The 15903-nt window shown below is 60.6% G+C and carries 14 protein-coding genes; 9 read left to right on the top strand and 5 right to left on the bottom strand.

The genetic code is table 11. The features are described 5' to 3' along the window. Positions 1-72: 72 nt before the first annotated feature. The 7 genes from menD (at position 73) to NWV12_RS15210 (ending at position 7650) form a co-directional block, all read left to right on the top strand. Positions 73-1743, top strand: a complete 1671-nt coding sequence (gene menD / locus NWV12_RS15240) for a 2-succinyl-5-enolpyruvyl-6-hydroxy-3-cyclohexene-1-carboxylic-acid synthase (protein ID WP_048980036.1) — start codon at positions 73-75, stop codon at positions 1741-1743. Further along, positions 1740-2516, top strand: a complete 777-nt coding sequence (menH, locus tag NWV12_RS15235; protein ID WP_048980035.1) for a 2-succinyl-6-hydroxy-2,4-cyclohexadiene-1-carboxylate synthase — start codon at positions 1740-1742, stop codon at positions 2514-2516. The genes menD and menH overlap by 4 nt, the downstream gene beginning before the upstream one ends. Beyond that, positions 2513-3370, top strand: coding sequence for a 1,4-dihydroxy-2-naphthoyl-CoA synthase (menB, locus tag NWV12_RS15230; protein ID WP_023312524.1), 858 nt, complete (start codon positions 2513-2515; stop codon positions 3368-3370). Before menH ends, menB begins: the two co-directional genes overlap by 4 nt. Continuing rightward, complete coding sequence (menC, locus tag NWV12_RS15225; RefSeq protein WP_048980033.1) at positions 3370-4335, top strand: o-succinylbenzoate synthase; 966 nt, start codon at positions 3370-3372, stop codon at positions 4333-4335. Before menB ends, menC begins: the two co-directional genes overlap by 1 nt. Next, complete coding sequence (gene menE, locus NWV12_RS15220; RefSeq protein WP_048980032.1) at positions 4332-5693, top strand: o-succinylbenzoate--CoA ligase; 1362 nt, start codon at positions 4332-4334, stop codon at positions 5691-5693. The genes menC and menE overlap by 4 nt, the downstream gene beginning before the upstream one ends. A 124-nt stretch (positions 5694-5817) precedes the next feature. After that, entirely contained in the window at positions 5818-6357 is a 540-nt protein-coding gene (locus NWV12_RS15215) for a YfaZ family outer membrane protein (protein WP_029740927.1), read from the top strand. A gap of 93 nt (positions 6358-6450) precedes the next feature. Next, complete coding sequence (locus NWV12_RS15210) at positions 6451-7650, top strand: nicotinamide mononucleotide deamidase-related protein YfaY (protein ID WP_045354280.1); 1200 nt, start codon at positions 6451-6453, stop codon at positions 7648-7650. 33 nt (positions 7651-7683) lie between these two features. Here the strand turns inward: NWV12_RS15210 and glpC are convergent, their stop codons facing one another. From glpC to glpA, 3 genes are read right to left on the bottom strand one after another with little or no spacing between them, the layout of a single operon-like run. Beyond that, positions 7684-8874, bottom strand: a complete 1191-nt coding sequence (gene glpC / locus NWV12_RS15205; RefSeq protein ID WP_048980031.1) for an anaerobic glycerol-3-phosphate dehydrogenase subunit GlpC — start codon at positions 8872-8874, stop codon at positions 7684-7686. Then, positions 8871-10088, bottom strand: coding sequence for a glycerol-3-phosphate dehydrogenase subunit GlpB (glpB, locus tag NWV12_RS15200; RefSeq protein ID WP_048980029.1), 1218 nt, complete (start codon positions 10086-10088; stop codon positions 8871-8873). Before glpB ends, glpC begins: the two co-directional genes overlap by 4 nt. Then, complete coding sequence (gene glpA, locus NWV12_RS15195) at positions 10078-11706, bottom strand: anaerobic glycerol-3-phosphate dehydrogenase subunit A (protein WP_048980028.1); 1629 nt, start codon at positions 11704-11706, stop codon at positions 10078-10080. The genes glpB and glpA overlap by 11 nt, the downstream gene beginning before the upstream one ends. A 252-nt stretch (positions 11707-11958) precedes the next feature. Between glpA and glpT the strand changes: the two genes are divergently transcribed. Next, a complete protein-coding gene (gene glpT / locus NWV12_RS15190; protein ID WP_045888627.1) occupies positions 11959-13311 on the top strand; it encodes a glycerol-3-phosphate transporter in 1353 nt (450 codons plus the stop codon). Between the two features lie 11 nt (positions 13312-13322). Further along, complete coding sequence (gene glpQ / locus NWV12_RS15185; RefSeq protein ID WP_048980027.1) at positions 13323-14381, top strand: glycerophosphodiester phosphodiesterase; 1059 nt, start codon at positions 13323-13325, stop codon at positions 14379-14381. Between the two features lie 105 nt (positions 14382-14486). Here the strand turns inward: glpQ and yfaE are convergent, their stop codons facing one another. Both yfaE and nrdB read right to left on the bottom strand, forming a co-directional pair. Continuing rightward, positions 14487-14741, bottom strand: a complete 255-nt coding sequence (yfaE, locus tag NWV12_RS15180; protein WP_023294104.1) for a class I ribonucleotide reductase maintenance protein YfaE — start codon at positions 14739-14741, stop codon at positions 14487-14489. Then, positions 14741-15871 carry a class Ia ribonucleoside-diphosphate reductase subunit beta gene (nrdB, locus tag NWV12_RS15175; RefSeq protein WP_023312514.1) on the bottom strand — a complete coding sequence of 377 codons (1131 nt, stop codon included), beginning with the start codon at positions 15869-15871 and terminating at the stop codon, positions 14741-14743. The genes yfaE and nrdB overlap by 1 nt, the downstream gene beginning before the upstream one ends. Positions 15872-15903: the final 32 nt, after the last annotated feature.

Here is a 15903-nt window from a genome sequence, read left to right as displayed (position 1 = left end):
CCCGATTCATATCAAAATTCCAATTTTTTCTATTATTTATACTGTGTCGCATTCTTGATACCGGACAATCTCATGTCAGTAAGTTCTTTTAACCGACGCTGGGCGGCGGTGATCCTTGAAGCCCTGACGCGCCACGGCGTCAGGCACGTGTGTATTGCACCGGGTTCTCGCTCAACGCCGCTGACGCTAGCGGCCGCAGAAAACCGGGCGTTGATTCACCACACCCACTTTGATGAACGCGGCCTCGGCCATCTGGCGCTGGGTCTGGCGAAAGTCAGCAAAGAACCTGTGGCGGTGATCGTCACCTCCGGTACCGCCGTGGCGAACCTCTATCCGGCCCTGATAGAAGCCGGGTTAACGGGTGAAAGACTGATCTTACTGACGGCCGATCGTCCCCCTGAGCTTATCGACTGCGGCGCCAATCAGGCCATTCGCCAGCCGGGGCTCTTTTCTTCGCATCCTTCGCAGACGATTTCGTTACCGCGTCCCACCCAGGATATTCCGGCAAGCTGGCTGGTCTCCACCGTCGATCACGCCATGGAGACGTTGCGCAGCGGGGCGCTGCATATCAACTGCCCGTTTGCCGAGCCGCTCTACGGCGAGCTGGACGACACCGGTCTTGACTGGCAGCAGTCCCTCGGCGACTGGTGGCAGAGTGAAAAACCGTGGCTGCGCGAGCAGACGCATCTTGAGAGCGCGAAACAGCGCGACTGGTTCTTCTGGCGGCAGAAGCGCGGCGTGGTGATTGCCGGGCGCATGAGCGCCGCCGAAGGCAAGCTGGTCGCCGAATGGGCGCAAACCCTCGGCTGGCCGCTGATTGGCGACGTGCTTTCCCAGACCGGTCAGCCGCTGCCGTGCGCCGACCTCTGGCTGGGTAATGCGAAAGCGGTCACCGAACTGGCGCAGGCGCAGATTGTGGTCCAGCTTGGATCGAGTTTGACCGGCAAACGGTTACTGCAGTGGCAGGCCACCTGCACGCCGGAAGAGTACTGGCTGGTGGATTCGCTGGAAGGGCGGCTTGACCCGGCGCACCACCGCGGCCGTCGTCTGGTCAGCAGTATCGACGCCTGGCTGACGCTTCATCCGGCTGAGAAACGCAAGCCCTGGGCGGTGGCTATACCGGACCTTTCGCGCCAGGCGTGGGAACTGACCAATGCGCACTGCGAAGCGTTTAGCGAAGCCGGGCTGGCGCACCGCATTCGCCAGTACCTGCCTGAACAGGGGCAGCTGTTTGTCGGCAACAGCCTCGTCGTGCGGCTGATTGACGCTTTCTCGAAGCTGCCTGCGGGCTACCCGGTGTACAGCAACCGCGGTGCCAGCGGCATCGACGGGCTGATCTCTACGGCGGCGGGCGTGCAGCGCGCCAGCGCGAAATCGACGCTGGCGATCGTGGGCGATCTCTCCGCGCTCTACGATCTTAACGCGCTGGCGCTGCTGCGTCAGGCGTCTGCCCCGTTTGTGCTGATTGTGGTCAACAACAACGGCGGGCAGATTTTCTCCCTGTTGCCAACGCCGCAGAGCGAGCGCGAGCGCTTCTATCTGATGCCGCAGAACGTGCAGTTCGAACACGCCGCGGCGATGTTTAGCCTGAAATACCATCGCCCGGAAAGCTGGGAACAGCTGGACGCGGCGTTAAGCAGCGCCTGGAAACAGCCGGGCGCGACGCTGATTGAGCTGGTGGTGAACGAGGCTGATGGTGCGCAGGCCCTGCAAAGCCTGCTGGCGCAGGTGAGCCAGCTGTGATCCTCTCTGGCATGCAGCAGGCTGGCAAACCGGGCTATCCCTGGCTGGTCTTTTTGCACGGTTTTTCGGGCGACCGCCGCGAGTGGCAGAGGGTCGGTGAAGGGCTCAGCGATTATCCCCGGCTGTATCTGGATCTGCCGGGGCACGGCGGATCCCGGAATCTGGGCGTGATGGGGTTTGACGAGATGAGCACGTTGCTCACCCGAACCCTTCTTAGTTACAACATACTTAAATTCTGGCTCATCGGGTACTCCCTCGGCGGCCGCATTGCGATGTTTCATGCCTGCCAGCAGCCGAAGGGGCTGCTCGGGGTGATTGTTGAAGGTGGACATCCGGGCCTGCAGGATGCCGATGCGCGAAATGCGCGGCTGGCGTCCGACCGCCGCTGGGCAACGCGTTTTCGCACCGAACCGCTGGAGAAGGTGTTCGCTGACTGGTACCAACAGCCCGTGTTTGCCTCCCTCACGGACGCCCAGCGCGATGCGCTTATTACCCTGCGCAGCCAGAACAACGGCGCGACGCTGGCGATGATGCTTGAGACGACCTCGCTGGCCGTGCAGCCTGATTTGCGTGCCGCGCTTAGCGCACGCGATTTCTCTTTTGACTATCTCTATGGCGAACGGGATGAGAAGTTCGCGGCCCTTGCCGCGGAAGTGAACGCCGTTCGCCATGCCATTCCAGACGCCGGACACAACGCCCACCGGGAAAACCCCGATGCGGTTATCGCGAGTCTGGCTCAGATACTGCGTTATCGAATAAAGGACTCTCTATGATCTACCCTGATGAAAACATGCTTTACGCCCCGGTTGAATGGCAGGACTGCTCCGAAGGCTACACCGACATTCGCTACCACAAATCCACCGACGGCATTGCCAAAATCACCATCAACCGCCCGCAGGTGCGTAACGCCTTCCGTCCGCTGACCGTGAAAGAGATGATTCAGGCTCTGGCGGATGCGCGCTACGACGATAACATCGGCGTGATTGTCCTGACCGGCGAAGGCGATAAAGCGTTCTGCTCCGGCGGCGATCAGAAAGTGCGCGGCGACTACGGCGGATACCAGGACGATGCGGGTACCCACCACCTGAACGTCCTCGATTTCCAGCGTCAGATCCGCACCTGTCCGAAACCGGTAGTGGCGATGGTAGCGGGCTACTCCATCGGTGGCGGTCACGTGCTGCACATGATGTGCGATCTGACCATCGCCGCAGAAAATGCCATCTTCGGCCAGACCGGTCCGAAAGTGGGATCCTTCGACGGCGGCTGGGGCGCCTCGTACATGGCACGCATCGTCGGGCAGAAAAAAGCCCGCGAAATCTGGTTCCTGTGCCGTCAGTACAACGCCCAGGAAGCGCTGGATATGGGCCTGGTCAATACCGTGGTACCGATTGCCGATCTCGAAAAAGAGACCGTTCGCTGGTGCCGTGAAATGCTGCAAAACAGCCCGATGGCGCTGCGCTGCCTGAAGGCCGCTCTCAACGCCGACTGCGACGGTCAGGCGGGTCTGCAGGAGCTGGCGGGCAACGCCACCATGCTGTTCTACATGACCGAAGAGGGTCAGGAAGGGCGCAACGCGTTTAACGAAAAACGCCAGCCGGACTTCAGCAAATACAAACGGAACCCGTAATGCGTCGCGCGCAGGTTTACCGCTGGCAGATACCGATGGACGCGGGCGTGGTGCTGCGTGAACGGCGGTTAAAAACCCGTGACGGCTTCTTCGTGCATCTGCAGCAGGACGAGCGGGAAGGCTGGGGCGAGATTTCGCCGCTGCCGGGCTTTAGCCTGGAGTCGCTGGATGACGCGCAGTCTGTATTGCTGGCGTGGGCAGACGCGTGGCGTGAGGGCGCGGATCCGGCGCTGCCGGACGTGCCTTCCGCGGCTTTTGGCATCAGCTGCGCCCTGGCGGAGCTGGACGGCAGCCTGCCTGAAGAGGCTAACTACCGTGCGGCACCGCTCTGTACGGGCGACCCTGACGAGCTGTTCGCGCTGCTCTCCGCCATGCCGGGCGAGAAGGTGGCGAAAATTAAAGTCGGTCTCTACGAGGCGGTGCGCGACGGCATGGTCGCTAACCTGCTGCTGGAGGCGATCCCCGACGTTCATCTGCGTCTTGACGCTAACCGCGCCTGGACGCCGCTCAAGGCGCAGCAGTTTGCAAAGTACGTCAACCCGGCGTACCGCAGCCGCATTGCCTTCCTCGAAGAGCCGTGCAAAACCCGCGACGATTCGCGCGCGTTTGCCCGCGAAACGGGGATTGCCATCGCCTGGGATGAAAGCCTGCGCGAGGACGATTTTGAATTTGTCGCCGAGCCCGGCGTCAGCGCGGTGGTGATTAAACCAACGCTGACCGGCAGCCTGGCGAAGGTGCGAGAGCAGGTCGCGGCAGCGCATGCCTCAGGGCTGACGGCGGTCATCAGCTCGTCGATTGAGTCCAGCCTTGGGCTGACCCAGCTGGCGCGCATTGCCGCCTGGCTAACGCCGGATACGATCCCTGGCCTCGACACGCTGAACCTGATGCAGGCTCAGCTTATCCGCAGGTGGCCGGACAGCGCGCTGCCGTGCCTCAACGTCGCGGCGCTGGAGCCGTTGTTATGAGTTTTACCGACTGGCCGTGGCGGCACTGGCGCGCGCAGTTTGCTGATAAACCGGCCCTCAGGCTGAACGACGAGGTGCTCAGCTGGCAACAGCTGTGCGCCCGCGTCGACCGTCTTGCGGCAGAGTTTCACCTGCAGGGCGTGGAGGAGGGCGACGGCGTGCTGCTGCTGGCCCATAATCATCCGCAAACCCTTCTGGCGTGGCTGGCGTTGCTCCAGTGCGGGGCGCGCATTCTTCCCGTCAATCCGCAGCTGCCTCGCCCGCTGCTGGACGTGTTGCTCCCGCAGATGACGCTGCGCTTTGCGCTGGCGCTGGACGGTACCTGTGACGGTCTTCCTGCCCTGAGCATGCGCGAGCGCGCCGGGGAATATCGCGTTGCGTGGCAGCCGGCGCGGCTGGCGTCCATGACGCTGACCTCCGGCTCTACCGGGCTGCCGAAAGCAGCGGTGCATACCTGCGACGCCCATCTCGCCAGCGCGCGCGGTGTGCTGGCGCTGATGCCCTACGGCGAAGACGACGACTGGCTGCTTTCGCTGCCGCTGTTTCACGTTTCCGGCCAGGGGATTTTATGGCGCTGGCTGCAGGCCGGCGCGCGGTTAACCGTGCGCGAGAAACAGCCGCTGGCGCAGGCGCTGCGCGGCTGTACGCACGCCTCGCTGGTGCCGACCCAGCTCTGGCGTCTGCTTAATACCCACCAGCCTGTTGCACTGAAAGCGGTGCTGCTGGGCGGGGCCGCCATTCCTGTGGAATTGACGCAGCAGGCGCGCGAGCAGGGTATTCACACCTTCTGCGGCTACGGCCTGACCGAGTTTGCCTCTACCGTCTGCGCGAAAGCGGCGGACGGCGAGCCGGACGTAGGCTATGCGCTGCCGGGCAGAGAGGTGCAGGTGGTTAACGGTGAGGTCTGGATCCGGGCAGAGAGTATGGCCTCAGGCTACTGGCGGGACGGCGAATTGGTTCCGCTGACCAACGCGCAGGGATGGTTTGCCACCCGCGATCGCGGGGAATGGCATGACGGTCGCCTGACGATCCTGGGCCGCATGGACAACCTCTTTTTTAGCGGCGGAGAAGGGATCCAGCCGGAAAGCCTTGAGCGCGTTATCGCCCGCCATCCGCAGATTAACCAGGTGTTTATCGTCCCGCTGGACGACGCCGAGTTTGGACAACGTCCGGTGGCGGTGGTGGAGTGCGAGCCGGGAACGGATATCACCTGTTTACCTGACTGGGTCAGGGATAAGGTAGCGCGTTTTGAGCAACCCGTCCGCTGGCTGCTGTTGCCGACCGAACTCAAAAATGGCGGCATTAAAGTCTCGCGCCGCGCGTTGCAGCAGTGGGTGAACGCCTCGCTGAAGGGATAATAGCCGTTTCAAATAATTACAATCTACTGACCTGCCGCACGCAGAGTGCTTGATCCCCGGAAGACTCCGGTTAAAATCTCGCGGTTTTGGGACTTCTTTATAATAATTGTGTGGGATCACGACAATGAAAAAAGTGGCATTAGTGGGCTTCGGCCTGATGGTTGTATCTGCGGCGGCTAACGCCATCAGCATTAACGGCTCGGCGGGTCAGGATTATACCCACCTGGGCTTTGGCATGGGTACCGAGACATCCGGTCTGGCGATGACCGGCGGCTGGACGCATAACGATGACGACGGCGACGCGGCGAGCCTCGGCCTGGGTCTGAACGTTCCTCTTGGCCCGTTCCTGGCCACCGTCGGCGGTAAAGGTATCTATACCAACCCAAATGACGGTGACGAAGGGTACGCGGCGGCAGTGGGCGGCGGCCTGCAGTGGAAAATTGGCGACAGCTTCGGCCTGTTTGGTGAGTACTACTATTCGCCGGACTCCCTCTCAAGCGGTATCGAAAGCTATGAAGAGGCCAACGCCGGCGCGCGCTGGACCATCATGCGTCCGATTACCATCGAAGCGGGCTATCGCTATCTGAACCTGGCCGGCAAAGACGGCAACCGCGACAACGCGCTGGCCGACGGCCCGTACGTGGGCGTCAGCGCAGGCTTCTAATCACTCCGGCGCGGCGTTCTGTCGCGCCAGTTTCTCTCTTCTCCACCCCGCGTTTGCGCTATAGTGTTTTGACCAAATAAGCGGGAGAACATAATGATTAACGTGGAGATGTTATCCACCGGCGACGAAGTGCTGCATGGACAAATTATTGATACCAATGCTGCCTGGCTTGCCGATCTTTTCTTTGAGCAAGGATTACCGTTAACGCGCCGCAATACGGTGGGCGACAATCTTGAGTCGCTGGTCGCTATTCTGCGCGAGCGCAGCGAACACTGCGACGTGCTGATTGTGAACGGCGGACTCGGCCCCACCGGTGACGATCTCAGCGCGCTGGCCGCCGCGACCGCAAAAGGTGAAGGGCTGGTGCTGCATGAGGCGTGGCTTTCGCAGATGGAGCGCTTTTTCTCCGAACGTGGCCGCGTCATGGCCCCCAGCAACCGCAAACAGGCTGAAATTCCCGCCAGCGCCGAGCTGGTCGATAACCCGGTGGGTACCGCGTGCGGGTTTGCCATGCAGCTGAACCGCTGCCTGATGTTCTTCACGCCGGGCGTGCCCTCAGAATTTAAAGTGATGGTCGAGCAGCAGATCCTGCCGCGCCTTCGCGATCGTTTTACCCTGCCTGAACCGCCGCTGTGCCTGCGTCTGACCACCTTTGGCCGCTCGGAAAGCGATCTGGCCCAGAGCCTTGACCCTCTCCCGCTGCCGCCGGGCGTCTCCATGGGCTACCGCTCCTCCATGCCGATCATTGAGCTCAAGCTGACAGGTCCGGCCGAACAGAAAGAGGCGATGCTGGCCCTGTGGCCCGAGGTGCAGCGCGTGGCGGGCGAAAGCCTGATCTTTGAAGGGACGGAAGGGCTACCCGCGCAGATTGCGACGCATCTGCAGTCGCGTCAGCTGAGCGTGACCTTAAGCGAGCAGTTCACCGGAGGCCTGCTGGCGCTGCAGCTGTCGCGCGTCAACGCGCCGCTGCTGGCCAGCGAAGTGGTGCCGTTCCAGCAGGAGACCCTGGCGCAGACCGCCCGCTGGGCTTCCGAGAGAAGGGTGAAGCATTTTGCCGGTCTGGCGCTGTTTGTCGGGGGGCTGGACGAGGAACACCTTAACTTCGCTCTGGCGACGCCGGAAGGCACCTGGGCCCTGCGGGTAAAAATGAGCATCACCCGCCACAGCCTGGCGGTGCGTCAGGAGGTTTGCGCCATGATGGCGTTGAACATGCTGCGCCGTTGGCTGAATGGCAAAGAGGTTGCCAGCGAGCACGGCTGGATTAACGTTGTCGAGTCGCTGTTCATCGAGTAAAACCTGTGCCGGGGCCTTTCGCCCCGGCACTGTTTAGCCCAGCGCCTTCGCCAGCAGGGTGATTGGATGTTCGCAGCGCTTGCTGGTGGACATCTCAATCTGCCACTTGCAGGTTTCGCAGTCCGTTACCACGATATCCGCGCCGCTCTCTTCAATCTGACGGAACAGCGGGGCGCCAATCGCCTGCGACGTTTCGTAGTTTTCACGCTTAAAGCCGTAGGTTCCCGCAATCCCGCAGCAGCGCGAATCCAGCACCGTCAGCTCCAGGCCTGGAATTAACCGCAGCAGCTCAAGCGTATAGAGCGACCAGCCCATTTTCTCCATATGACACGGCGTGTGATACACCACTTTCAGGGGCAATTTCCCCAGCGGCAACGTCTGCCCGCTATCGAGCTTGCGCCACAGGAAGCGTGTCGCCAGCTCGATGTGCTCGCGCAGGCCGGTATTATCCACGTCCAGCAGATGCGGGTACTCGTCGCGCAGGGTGAAGGTGCAGGTGGACGAGGTCGCCAGCACCGGAATACCTTTATCAACAATCGCTTCACGCAGGGAGGTGACATTGCCTTGAGCCTGCCTGCGCGCTTTATCGGTAAACCCGTTGGCGATCAGCGGTACGCCGCAGCACTTCTCTTTGTTCAGTAGCTGAACGCCCGTTCCCATGGCGTTCAGCACCTTCAGCAGATCTTTACCCAGCTGCGGGTGGTTGTAATTCACATAGCAGCCGTGGAAAAAAGCCACCTGGTCGGCGTACTGCGCCTGCTCCGCCGCGACGGATTTGTACCAGCGGCGGAAGGTGCCGTGAGAATATTTCGGCAGGCTGCGGTGATGGTCTATCTTCAGCGTGGCATCCAGCAGCTGACGCACCGGTTTGAGGGAGGTCGCGGCATTCACCAGCGGGGCAAACGGCGTCGAGACGCTGCCCATCAGATCGGTATGGCTCAGAATAGCGTCACGCAGCGTCGGCTTTTGCGTGCTATAGCGCGCCCGGGCGCGCTGGATGATATCGCCGATTTTAACATCCGACGGGCAGGCGACTTCGCAGCGTTTGCAGTTAATGCAGTATTTCAGCGCCTCGTCGTACAGCTTGCCGTCCTTCAGGCGCAGACGCTCGCCGTCCGGTCCGGCCTGCTTTGGCCCGGGATAGCGTGGGTTTACGCCGCTCACCGGGCAGACGGTGGTACACACCGTGCATTTAATGCAGCTTTCAAAACGGGTGTCGTTCATCGTTCAGCCTCCGTGCGCTGGCTAATCTGCTCTGCCACATACAGCGCCGTGACGGCGCAGACCCCGCCACCGCATCCCTGGGCAATCGGATCGTACCCGCCCAGCAGCGAGCCGATGGCAAAAAGATTACTGACGGGCTTACCGGAAAGTTGCGGATGCAGCTGGTTATCGACAATTACGCCGAACTGCTGCCAGGGCTGCGGCGAGAAGAAATCACTTTGATACCAGTCCGCGCGGGAGGCACGCTGGCGAACATCGAGCCCCATAATGGCTTCCCGGATACCCTCCCGGCTGCTCAGCAGCCCGTTGCTGAAGAAGCTGCCGCTTGCCAGCACCGTAAAGCGCGCGCGAAGCGGAATATCGTCGTGGTTGCGCGTCCAGATTTTGCTCACCGCGCCGTCGGTCAGGGTGATTTTTTTCACCTCATCACCCGCCATCCACACGCCGCCCAGCGCGACAAACTGGCGCTGGAGTTGGGTATGCAGGCGAATGCCTGGGACGGAAGGGGGCAGAGTTGGCAGCAGGCCAAGCGAGCAGGGCAGACGATCCGAGAGCCAGCGCCAGAGCCGGTTGTCGCGTAAACCAAAGCAGGCGGGCATCAGCAGGGCGTCACAGCTGTCGCTGAGCGGTCTGAGTGCGTCATACAGCAGCGGCCATTTGTCCTCGTTATCCAGAAAACGGGCGATATTCACCGCGCGAAATTCGCTCGGGTTGTCGCGCAGGACATCAAGCTCAGGCAGCTCTATCTCTGCCGTTTCGGCATTGACGCCCTGGCGACAAAGTGACGCCGCCGCGAGATGGGGCTGAAAATCCAGAAAGCCGCTAATGCCCACGACCCGCACGCGCGCGGCGTTGAAGGGAGCAACGGGCACTTCTTCCGGGCTGAGCCAGGCAGAGCGCAGGGTGCCGAGCGGCGTGACGCGCTGGTGATTGAGCCGGGCGCTTCCCTTCAGACGCGCGCCGCAGTCTGCCAGCAGCGCTTCGGTTTCCAGCGCAAAGCGGTCAATATGCTGGGCGCCAATCAGGTGATACGGGTGCTCCGGCGGCAGCTTATCGCGGTACGCTTCGTCCACCAGATCCAGCGAGCCCGACGAGAAGTGCAGGGCGCTCTGGCCCCGGGTGATAATGGCGCAGCGCAGCCCCTGCTTCGTGAGCTTGATGCCGCAGAGCAGGCCTGCCAGCCCGCCACCGACGATTACGGTATCAAATTTCATCGCGTTGCTCCTTCTCAAGACCGCAAAGCCCCTGGTAGACCCAGCGGGTAAATTCGCTTTCGCGCAGGGCATCGCCCCAGGCGACAGGCTGAATGCCTTTCCAGCGCTCGTTTAAAAACGCGCTGAGCTGATCGAGCGACTGGGTGGCGGTGGTGGTATGAAAACGCTGCAGCAGCCCGGCGGCACGACAGGCGCACAGCTCGCCCTGACAGGTACCCATTCCCACGCGGGTGCGGCGACGAAGATCGAGCAGGCTTGTGACCGTCAGGCTCTCCACCGCATACTGCACCTCACCGGCGGTGACGGCTTCGCACTCGCATACCAGGCTGCGGCTCAGGCGTCCTTCACCGAGCCACTGCGGCGTTCTGTCGCCGTGGCGGTAGATAGCGGATCCGCGCAGCGGCGCGGGCAGGGAGATAATTTTTTGCAGCGTTTTTTCGGTGGACTGACGCGAGCCGGGCAGTGGCTGCTCTGCCGTCACGCACCGTTCGGTATTGCCCAGCTTGCGGCAGACGGCATCGGTCGCCCACTCGGCCATCAGGCGGTAGGTCATCAGCTTGCCGCCGGTGATGGTGATAAACCCGTCCATGCCGTCGCGTTCGGCGTGATCGAGCAGCACGATGCCCCGGCTGACGTTACGTCCGCTCGGATCGTTGTCGCTGGCAACCAGCGGACGCACGCCCGCGTAGGCGCGCAGAATACGCGTCTGCGCCATCACCGGGGCCAGTTTTTCCCCTTCGCGCAGCAGGACGTCGACCTCTTCGGCGGTCACGCGGTTGTAGTCAATCTCGCTGTAGTCGACGTGGGTTGAGGTGGTACCGATTAACGAAATGGTGTCGCCCGGGACGAGGATATCGGCGTCGGACGGTTTGCGGCAGCGGTTGATCACGTGGTTATTGATGCGGTGGTCGAGGATCAGCAGCGAGCCTTTCGCCGGGAACATGCGCACCGACAGGTCCGCGTATTCCGCGATGCGCTGCCCCCAGATCCCCGCCGCGTTAACCACCACGGCGGCATACAGCTCGCTGTGTTCGTTGTACTGCGTATCAAGGATCCGCACGCCGCAGATGCGATGACCTTCCCGGATAAGCCCGGTCACTTCGTGCCCGGTCAGAATGTTCGCGCCATGCTCGCGGGCGTCCAGCATATTGGCGGCGGTCAGGCGGAAGGGGTCAACGGTGCCGTCAGGCACTTTCACCGCGCCGATAAGCGCCGGGTTAACCGACGGTTCCAGCCGCCGCGCCAGCGCCGGGTCCATGGCCTCAGCCTGAATGCCCGCCGCAGTGCAGGCGGTAATAAAGGTGTCCTGAAAGGCGAGGTCATCTTCGGGAAGAGTAATAAAGAGGCCGTCGGTCGGCTCAATGCAGTGGCGGGCGATACGCTTGAGGATCTGGTTTTCAGCAATACATTCGCGTGCGGATTCACCGTCAGTAACCGCATACCGCGCGCCGCTGTGCAGCAGGCCATGGTTACGCCCGGTTGCGCCCGTTGCGATGTCGTGGCGCTCCAGCAGCGTAACGCTTAAGCCGCGAAGGGCGCAGTCGCGTGCTATCCCGGCACCGGTTGCGCCACCGCCAATGATTATCACATCGCTGTAGCGAGGATCGTGAATGGTCATTGTTTACCCTCTATGTTCGTTTTTTTATCATTTAGCCATATCAATAGTGTGGTTTGTTTGATTTCGAACATAAACGCGCGAAATTCGAAAGTGGAACGTGATTCCATGCGCTTTTTTGCGCATTCTGTCATATTTCTGTAACAATCTGTGCGTTGATTCACAGTAACAATCACCGTGATTTCTTAACATCCCCGCCTCTGGAATTCAGGTGCGAGCCACCTTCCCATTCAATTCAAGGCCACGGAGGCTGTTATGCTCAGTATCTTCAAACCTGCGCCGCACAGGGCGCGTCTGCCAGAGGCAGAAATTGATCCGCTATACCGCCGTCTGCGCTGGCAAATTTTCCTGGGGATCTTCTTCGGGTACGCGGCGTACTACCTTGTACGTAAAAACTTCGCGCTCGCGATGCCGTATCTGGTGGAGCAGGGCTTCTCCCGCGGCGATCTGGGGTTCGCGCTGTCGGGGATCTCAATCGCCTACGGTTTTTCCAAATTCATCATGGGGTCGGTATCGGATCGCTCGAATCCGCGCGTGTTCCTGCCCGCCGGTCTGATCCTGGCGGCCGCGGTCATGCTGTTCATGGGCTTTGTGCCGTGGGCAACCTCCAGCATCGCCGTCATGTTCGTGCTGCTGTTCCTCTGCGGCTGGTTCCAGGGAATGGGGTGGCCGCCGTGCGGACGCACCATGGTGCACTGGTGGTCGCAGAAGGAACGCGGCGGCATCGTGTCGGTGTGGAACTGCGCGCATAACGTCGGTGGCGGTATCCCGCCGCTGCTGTTCCTGCTGGGGATGGCCTGGTTCAACGACTGGCACGCTGCGCTCTATATGCCTGCCTTTGGCGCAATCGTCGTGGCGATTATCGCCTTCGCGCTGATGCGCGATACGCCGCAATCCTGCGGCCTGCCGCCGATTGAAGAGTACAAAAACGACTATCCGGATGATTACAGCAAGGAGCACGAAGAAGAGCTGACCGCAAAACAGATCTTCATGAAGTACGTCCTGCCGAACAAACTGCTGTGGTACATCGCGGTGGCGAACGTGTTCGTTTACCTGCTGCGCTACGGCATTCTGGACTGGTCCCCGACCTATCTGAAAGAGGTGAAGCACTTCGCGCTGGATAAGTCCTCCTGGGCCTATTTCCTGTATGAATATGCCGGGATCCCGGGCACGCTGCTTTGCGGCTGGATGTCGGACAAGGTGTTTAAAGGCAACCGCGGCGCGACGGGCGTGTTCTTTATGACCCTGGTCACCATCGCGACCGTCGTTTACTGGCTCAACCCGCCGGGCAACCCATCAGTAGACATGGCCTGCATGATCGTCATCGGCTTCCTGATTTACGGTCCGGTGATGCTGATCGGTCTGCACGCGCTGGAGCTGGCGCCGAAAAAAGCGGCAGGCACGGCGGCAGGCTTTACCGGTCTGTTCGGCTACCTGGGCGGTTCGGTCGCGGCGAGCGCCATCGTGGGCTACACCGTTGACTTCTTCGGCTGGGACGGTGGCTTTATGGTGATGATCGGCGGCAGCGTGCTGGCGGTACTGCTGCTCATTGTGGTCATGATCGGTGAGAAACGTCACCACGCGGAAGTGCTGGCGCGTCGTCAATAAGGAGCATTGCGATGAAATTATCTTACGTAACAACCGGCCTGCTGCTGGCGGGCCTGATGACAGGCTCGGCGCTGGCGGCGGATAAAATCGTTATCGCCCACCGCGGCGCCAGCGGCTATCTGCCGGAGCATACGCTCCCGGCGAAAGCGATGGCCTATGCCCAGGGCGCGGATTATCTGGAGCAGGATCTGGTTATGACGAAGGACGACCAGCTGGTCGTCCTGCATGACCACTATCTTGACCGCGTGACGGACGTGGCGGATCGATACCCGGACCGCGCGCGCAAAGATGGCCGCTACTACGCCATTGATTTCACCCTGGCGGAGATCCGTTCCCTGAAGTTTACCGAGGGCTTCGAGATTGAAAACGGCAAGAAGGTGCAGGTCTATCCGGGACGTTTCCCGATGGGCAAATCTGACTTCCGGATCCATACCTTCCAGGAAGAGATTGAGTTTGTTCAGGGGCTGAACCACTCAACCGGTAAAAATATCGGCATCTACCCGGAGATCAAAGCGCCGTGGTTCCACCATCAGGAAGGCAAAGACATTGCCGCGAAGACGCTGGAGGTGCTGAAACAGTACGGCTACACCAGCAAGAAGGACAAAGTTTACCTGCAGTGTTTTGACGCCGCCGAGCTGAAGCGCATCAAAACCGAGCTGGAGCCGAAGATGGGGATGAACCTCAATCTGGTGCAGCTGATTGCCTATACCGACTGGAATGAAACCCAGGAGAAGCAGCCGGACGGCAGGTGGGTGAACTACAGCTACGACTGGATATTTAAGCCGGGCGCGATGAAGCAGATTGCGCAGTACGCCGACGGAATCGGGCCGGATTACCACATGCTGGTGGCGGAAGGCTCAACGCCGGGCCACGTGAAGCTGACGGCGATGGTGAAAGAGGCGCACGCCAGCAAGATGCAGGTGCATCCGTATACCGTGCGTGCAGACCAGCTGCCGCCGTATGCCACGGACGTGAATCAGCTTTATGAGGTGTTGTATAACCAGGCGGGCGTGGACGGACTGTTTACGGATTTCCCGGATAAAGCGGTCGAATTCATTCACCGGAAGTAGGTTTGGCAGGTCGGGTAAGGCGAAGCCGCCACCCGACAATCAGGCTCTGCGGCCTGATACCCTCACCCTAACCCTCTCCCACCGGGAGAGGGGATAAGGACAACATCACATTTCGATCTCTATATCACCTTTTGCCCGGCAGCAGCAGGGCAAAATTTCCCCTTCGTTGATAAAGGCCAGCGGCTCGGTCAGCCAGTCCACCTGGCCGGCGACCAGACGGCAGCGGCAGGAGCCGCAGTAGCCGGAACGACACTGGTACTCTACTTCTACCTGATGCGCCTCAAGCGCCACCAGCAGAGAAGGGTGCTCCTCCCGACACAGTACCTCAGTGCCGGAAAGACGTAGCGTGACGCGTGACATCAGAGCTGGAAGTTGCTCAGGTCGTCGGTGTTGACTTCAGAATCAATCTGACCGACCAGATAAGAGCTGACTTCCACTTCCTGCGGCGCAACCTGCACGTTATCGGACACCAGCCAGGTGTTGATCCACGGAATCGGGTTAGAGCGCGTCTGGAACGGCAGGTCAAGACCGACAGCCTGCATGCGGATGTTGGTGATGTACTCAACGTACTGGCACAGAATGTCTTTGTTCAGGCCAATCATGGAGCCGTCGCGGAACAGGTAGTCTGCCCACTCTTTCTCCTGCTGAGCCGCCAGCACGAACAGGTCGTAGCACTCCTGCTTGCACTCTTCGGCAATTTCCGCCATCTCCGGATCGTCCGTCCCGCTGCGCAGCAGGTTCAGCATGTGCTGGGTACCGGTCAGGTGCAGGGCTTCATCGCGGGCGATCAGACGAATGATTTTGGCGTTGCCTTCCATCAGCTTGCGCTCTGCAAAGGCGAAGGAGCAGGCGAAGCTCACGTAGAAGCGGATCGCTTCCAGCGCGTTGACGCTCATCAGGCACAGGTACAGCTGTTTTTTCAGCGCGCGCAGGTTAACGGTGATGGTTTTACCGTTCACGTTGTGCGTACCTTCGCCCAGCAAATGCCAATAGCTGGTCATCTCGATCAGCTCGTCGTAGTAATGGGCAATGCCTTCCGCGCGCTTCTGGATCTGCTCGTTGGTGACGATATCGTCAAACACCACCGCCGGATCGTTCACGATGTTGCGGATGATGTGGGTGTAAGAGCGGGAGTGGATCGTCTCGGAAAACGCCCAGGTTTCCACCCAGGTTTCCAGCTCAGGAATGGAGATCAGCGGCAGCAGCGCCACGTTCGGGCTACGACCCTGAATGGAGTCCAGCAGCGTCTGGTACTTCAGGTTGCTGATGAAGATATGTTTTTCGTGATCCGGCAGCGACTGGTAGTCAATACGGTCGCGGGAGACGTCCACTTCTTCCGGGCGCCAGAAGAAGGAGAGTTGCTTTTCAATCAGCTTTTCGAAGATGTCATATTTTTGCTGATCGTAGCGTGCCACGTTGACCGGCTGGCCGAAGAACATCGGCTCTTTGAGCTGGTCGTTTTTCGTCTGTGAAAAGGTGGTATATGCCATGAGTGTGTCCTGTCTTACGAAATAAAGGCGGG

The organism is Enterobacter sp. Crenshaw, from assembly GCF_024734705.1.
Classification (GTDB): domain Bacteria; phylum Pseudomonadota; class Gammaproteobacteria; order Enterobacterales; family Enterobacteriaceae; genus Enterobacter; species Enterobacter asburiae_B.
The sequence above is the reverse complement of the archived record's forward strand: the minus strand, read 5'-3'. Positions and strand labels throughout refer to the sequence as shown.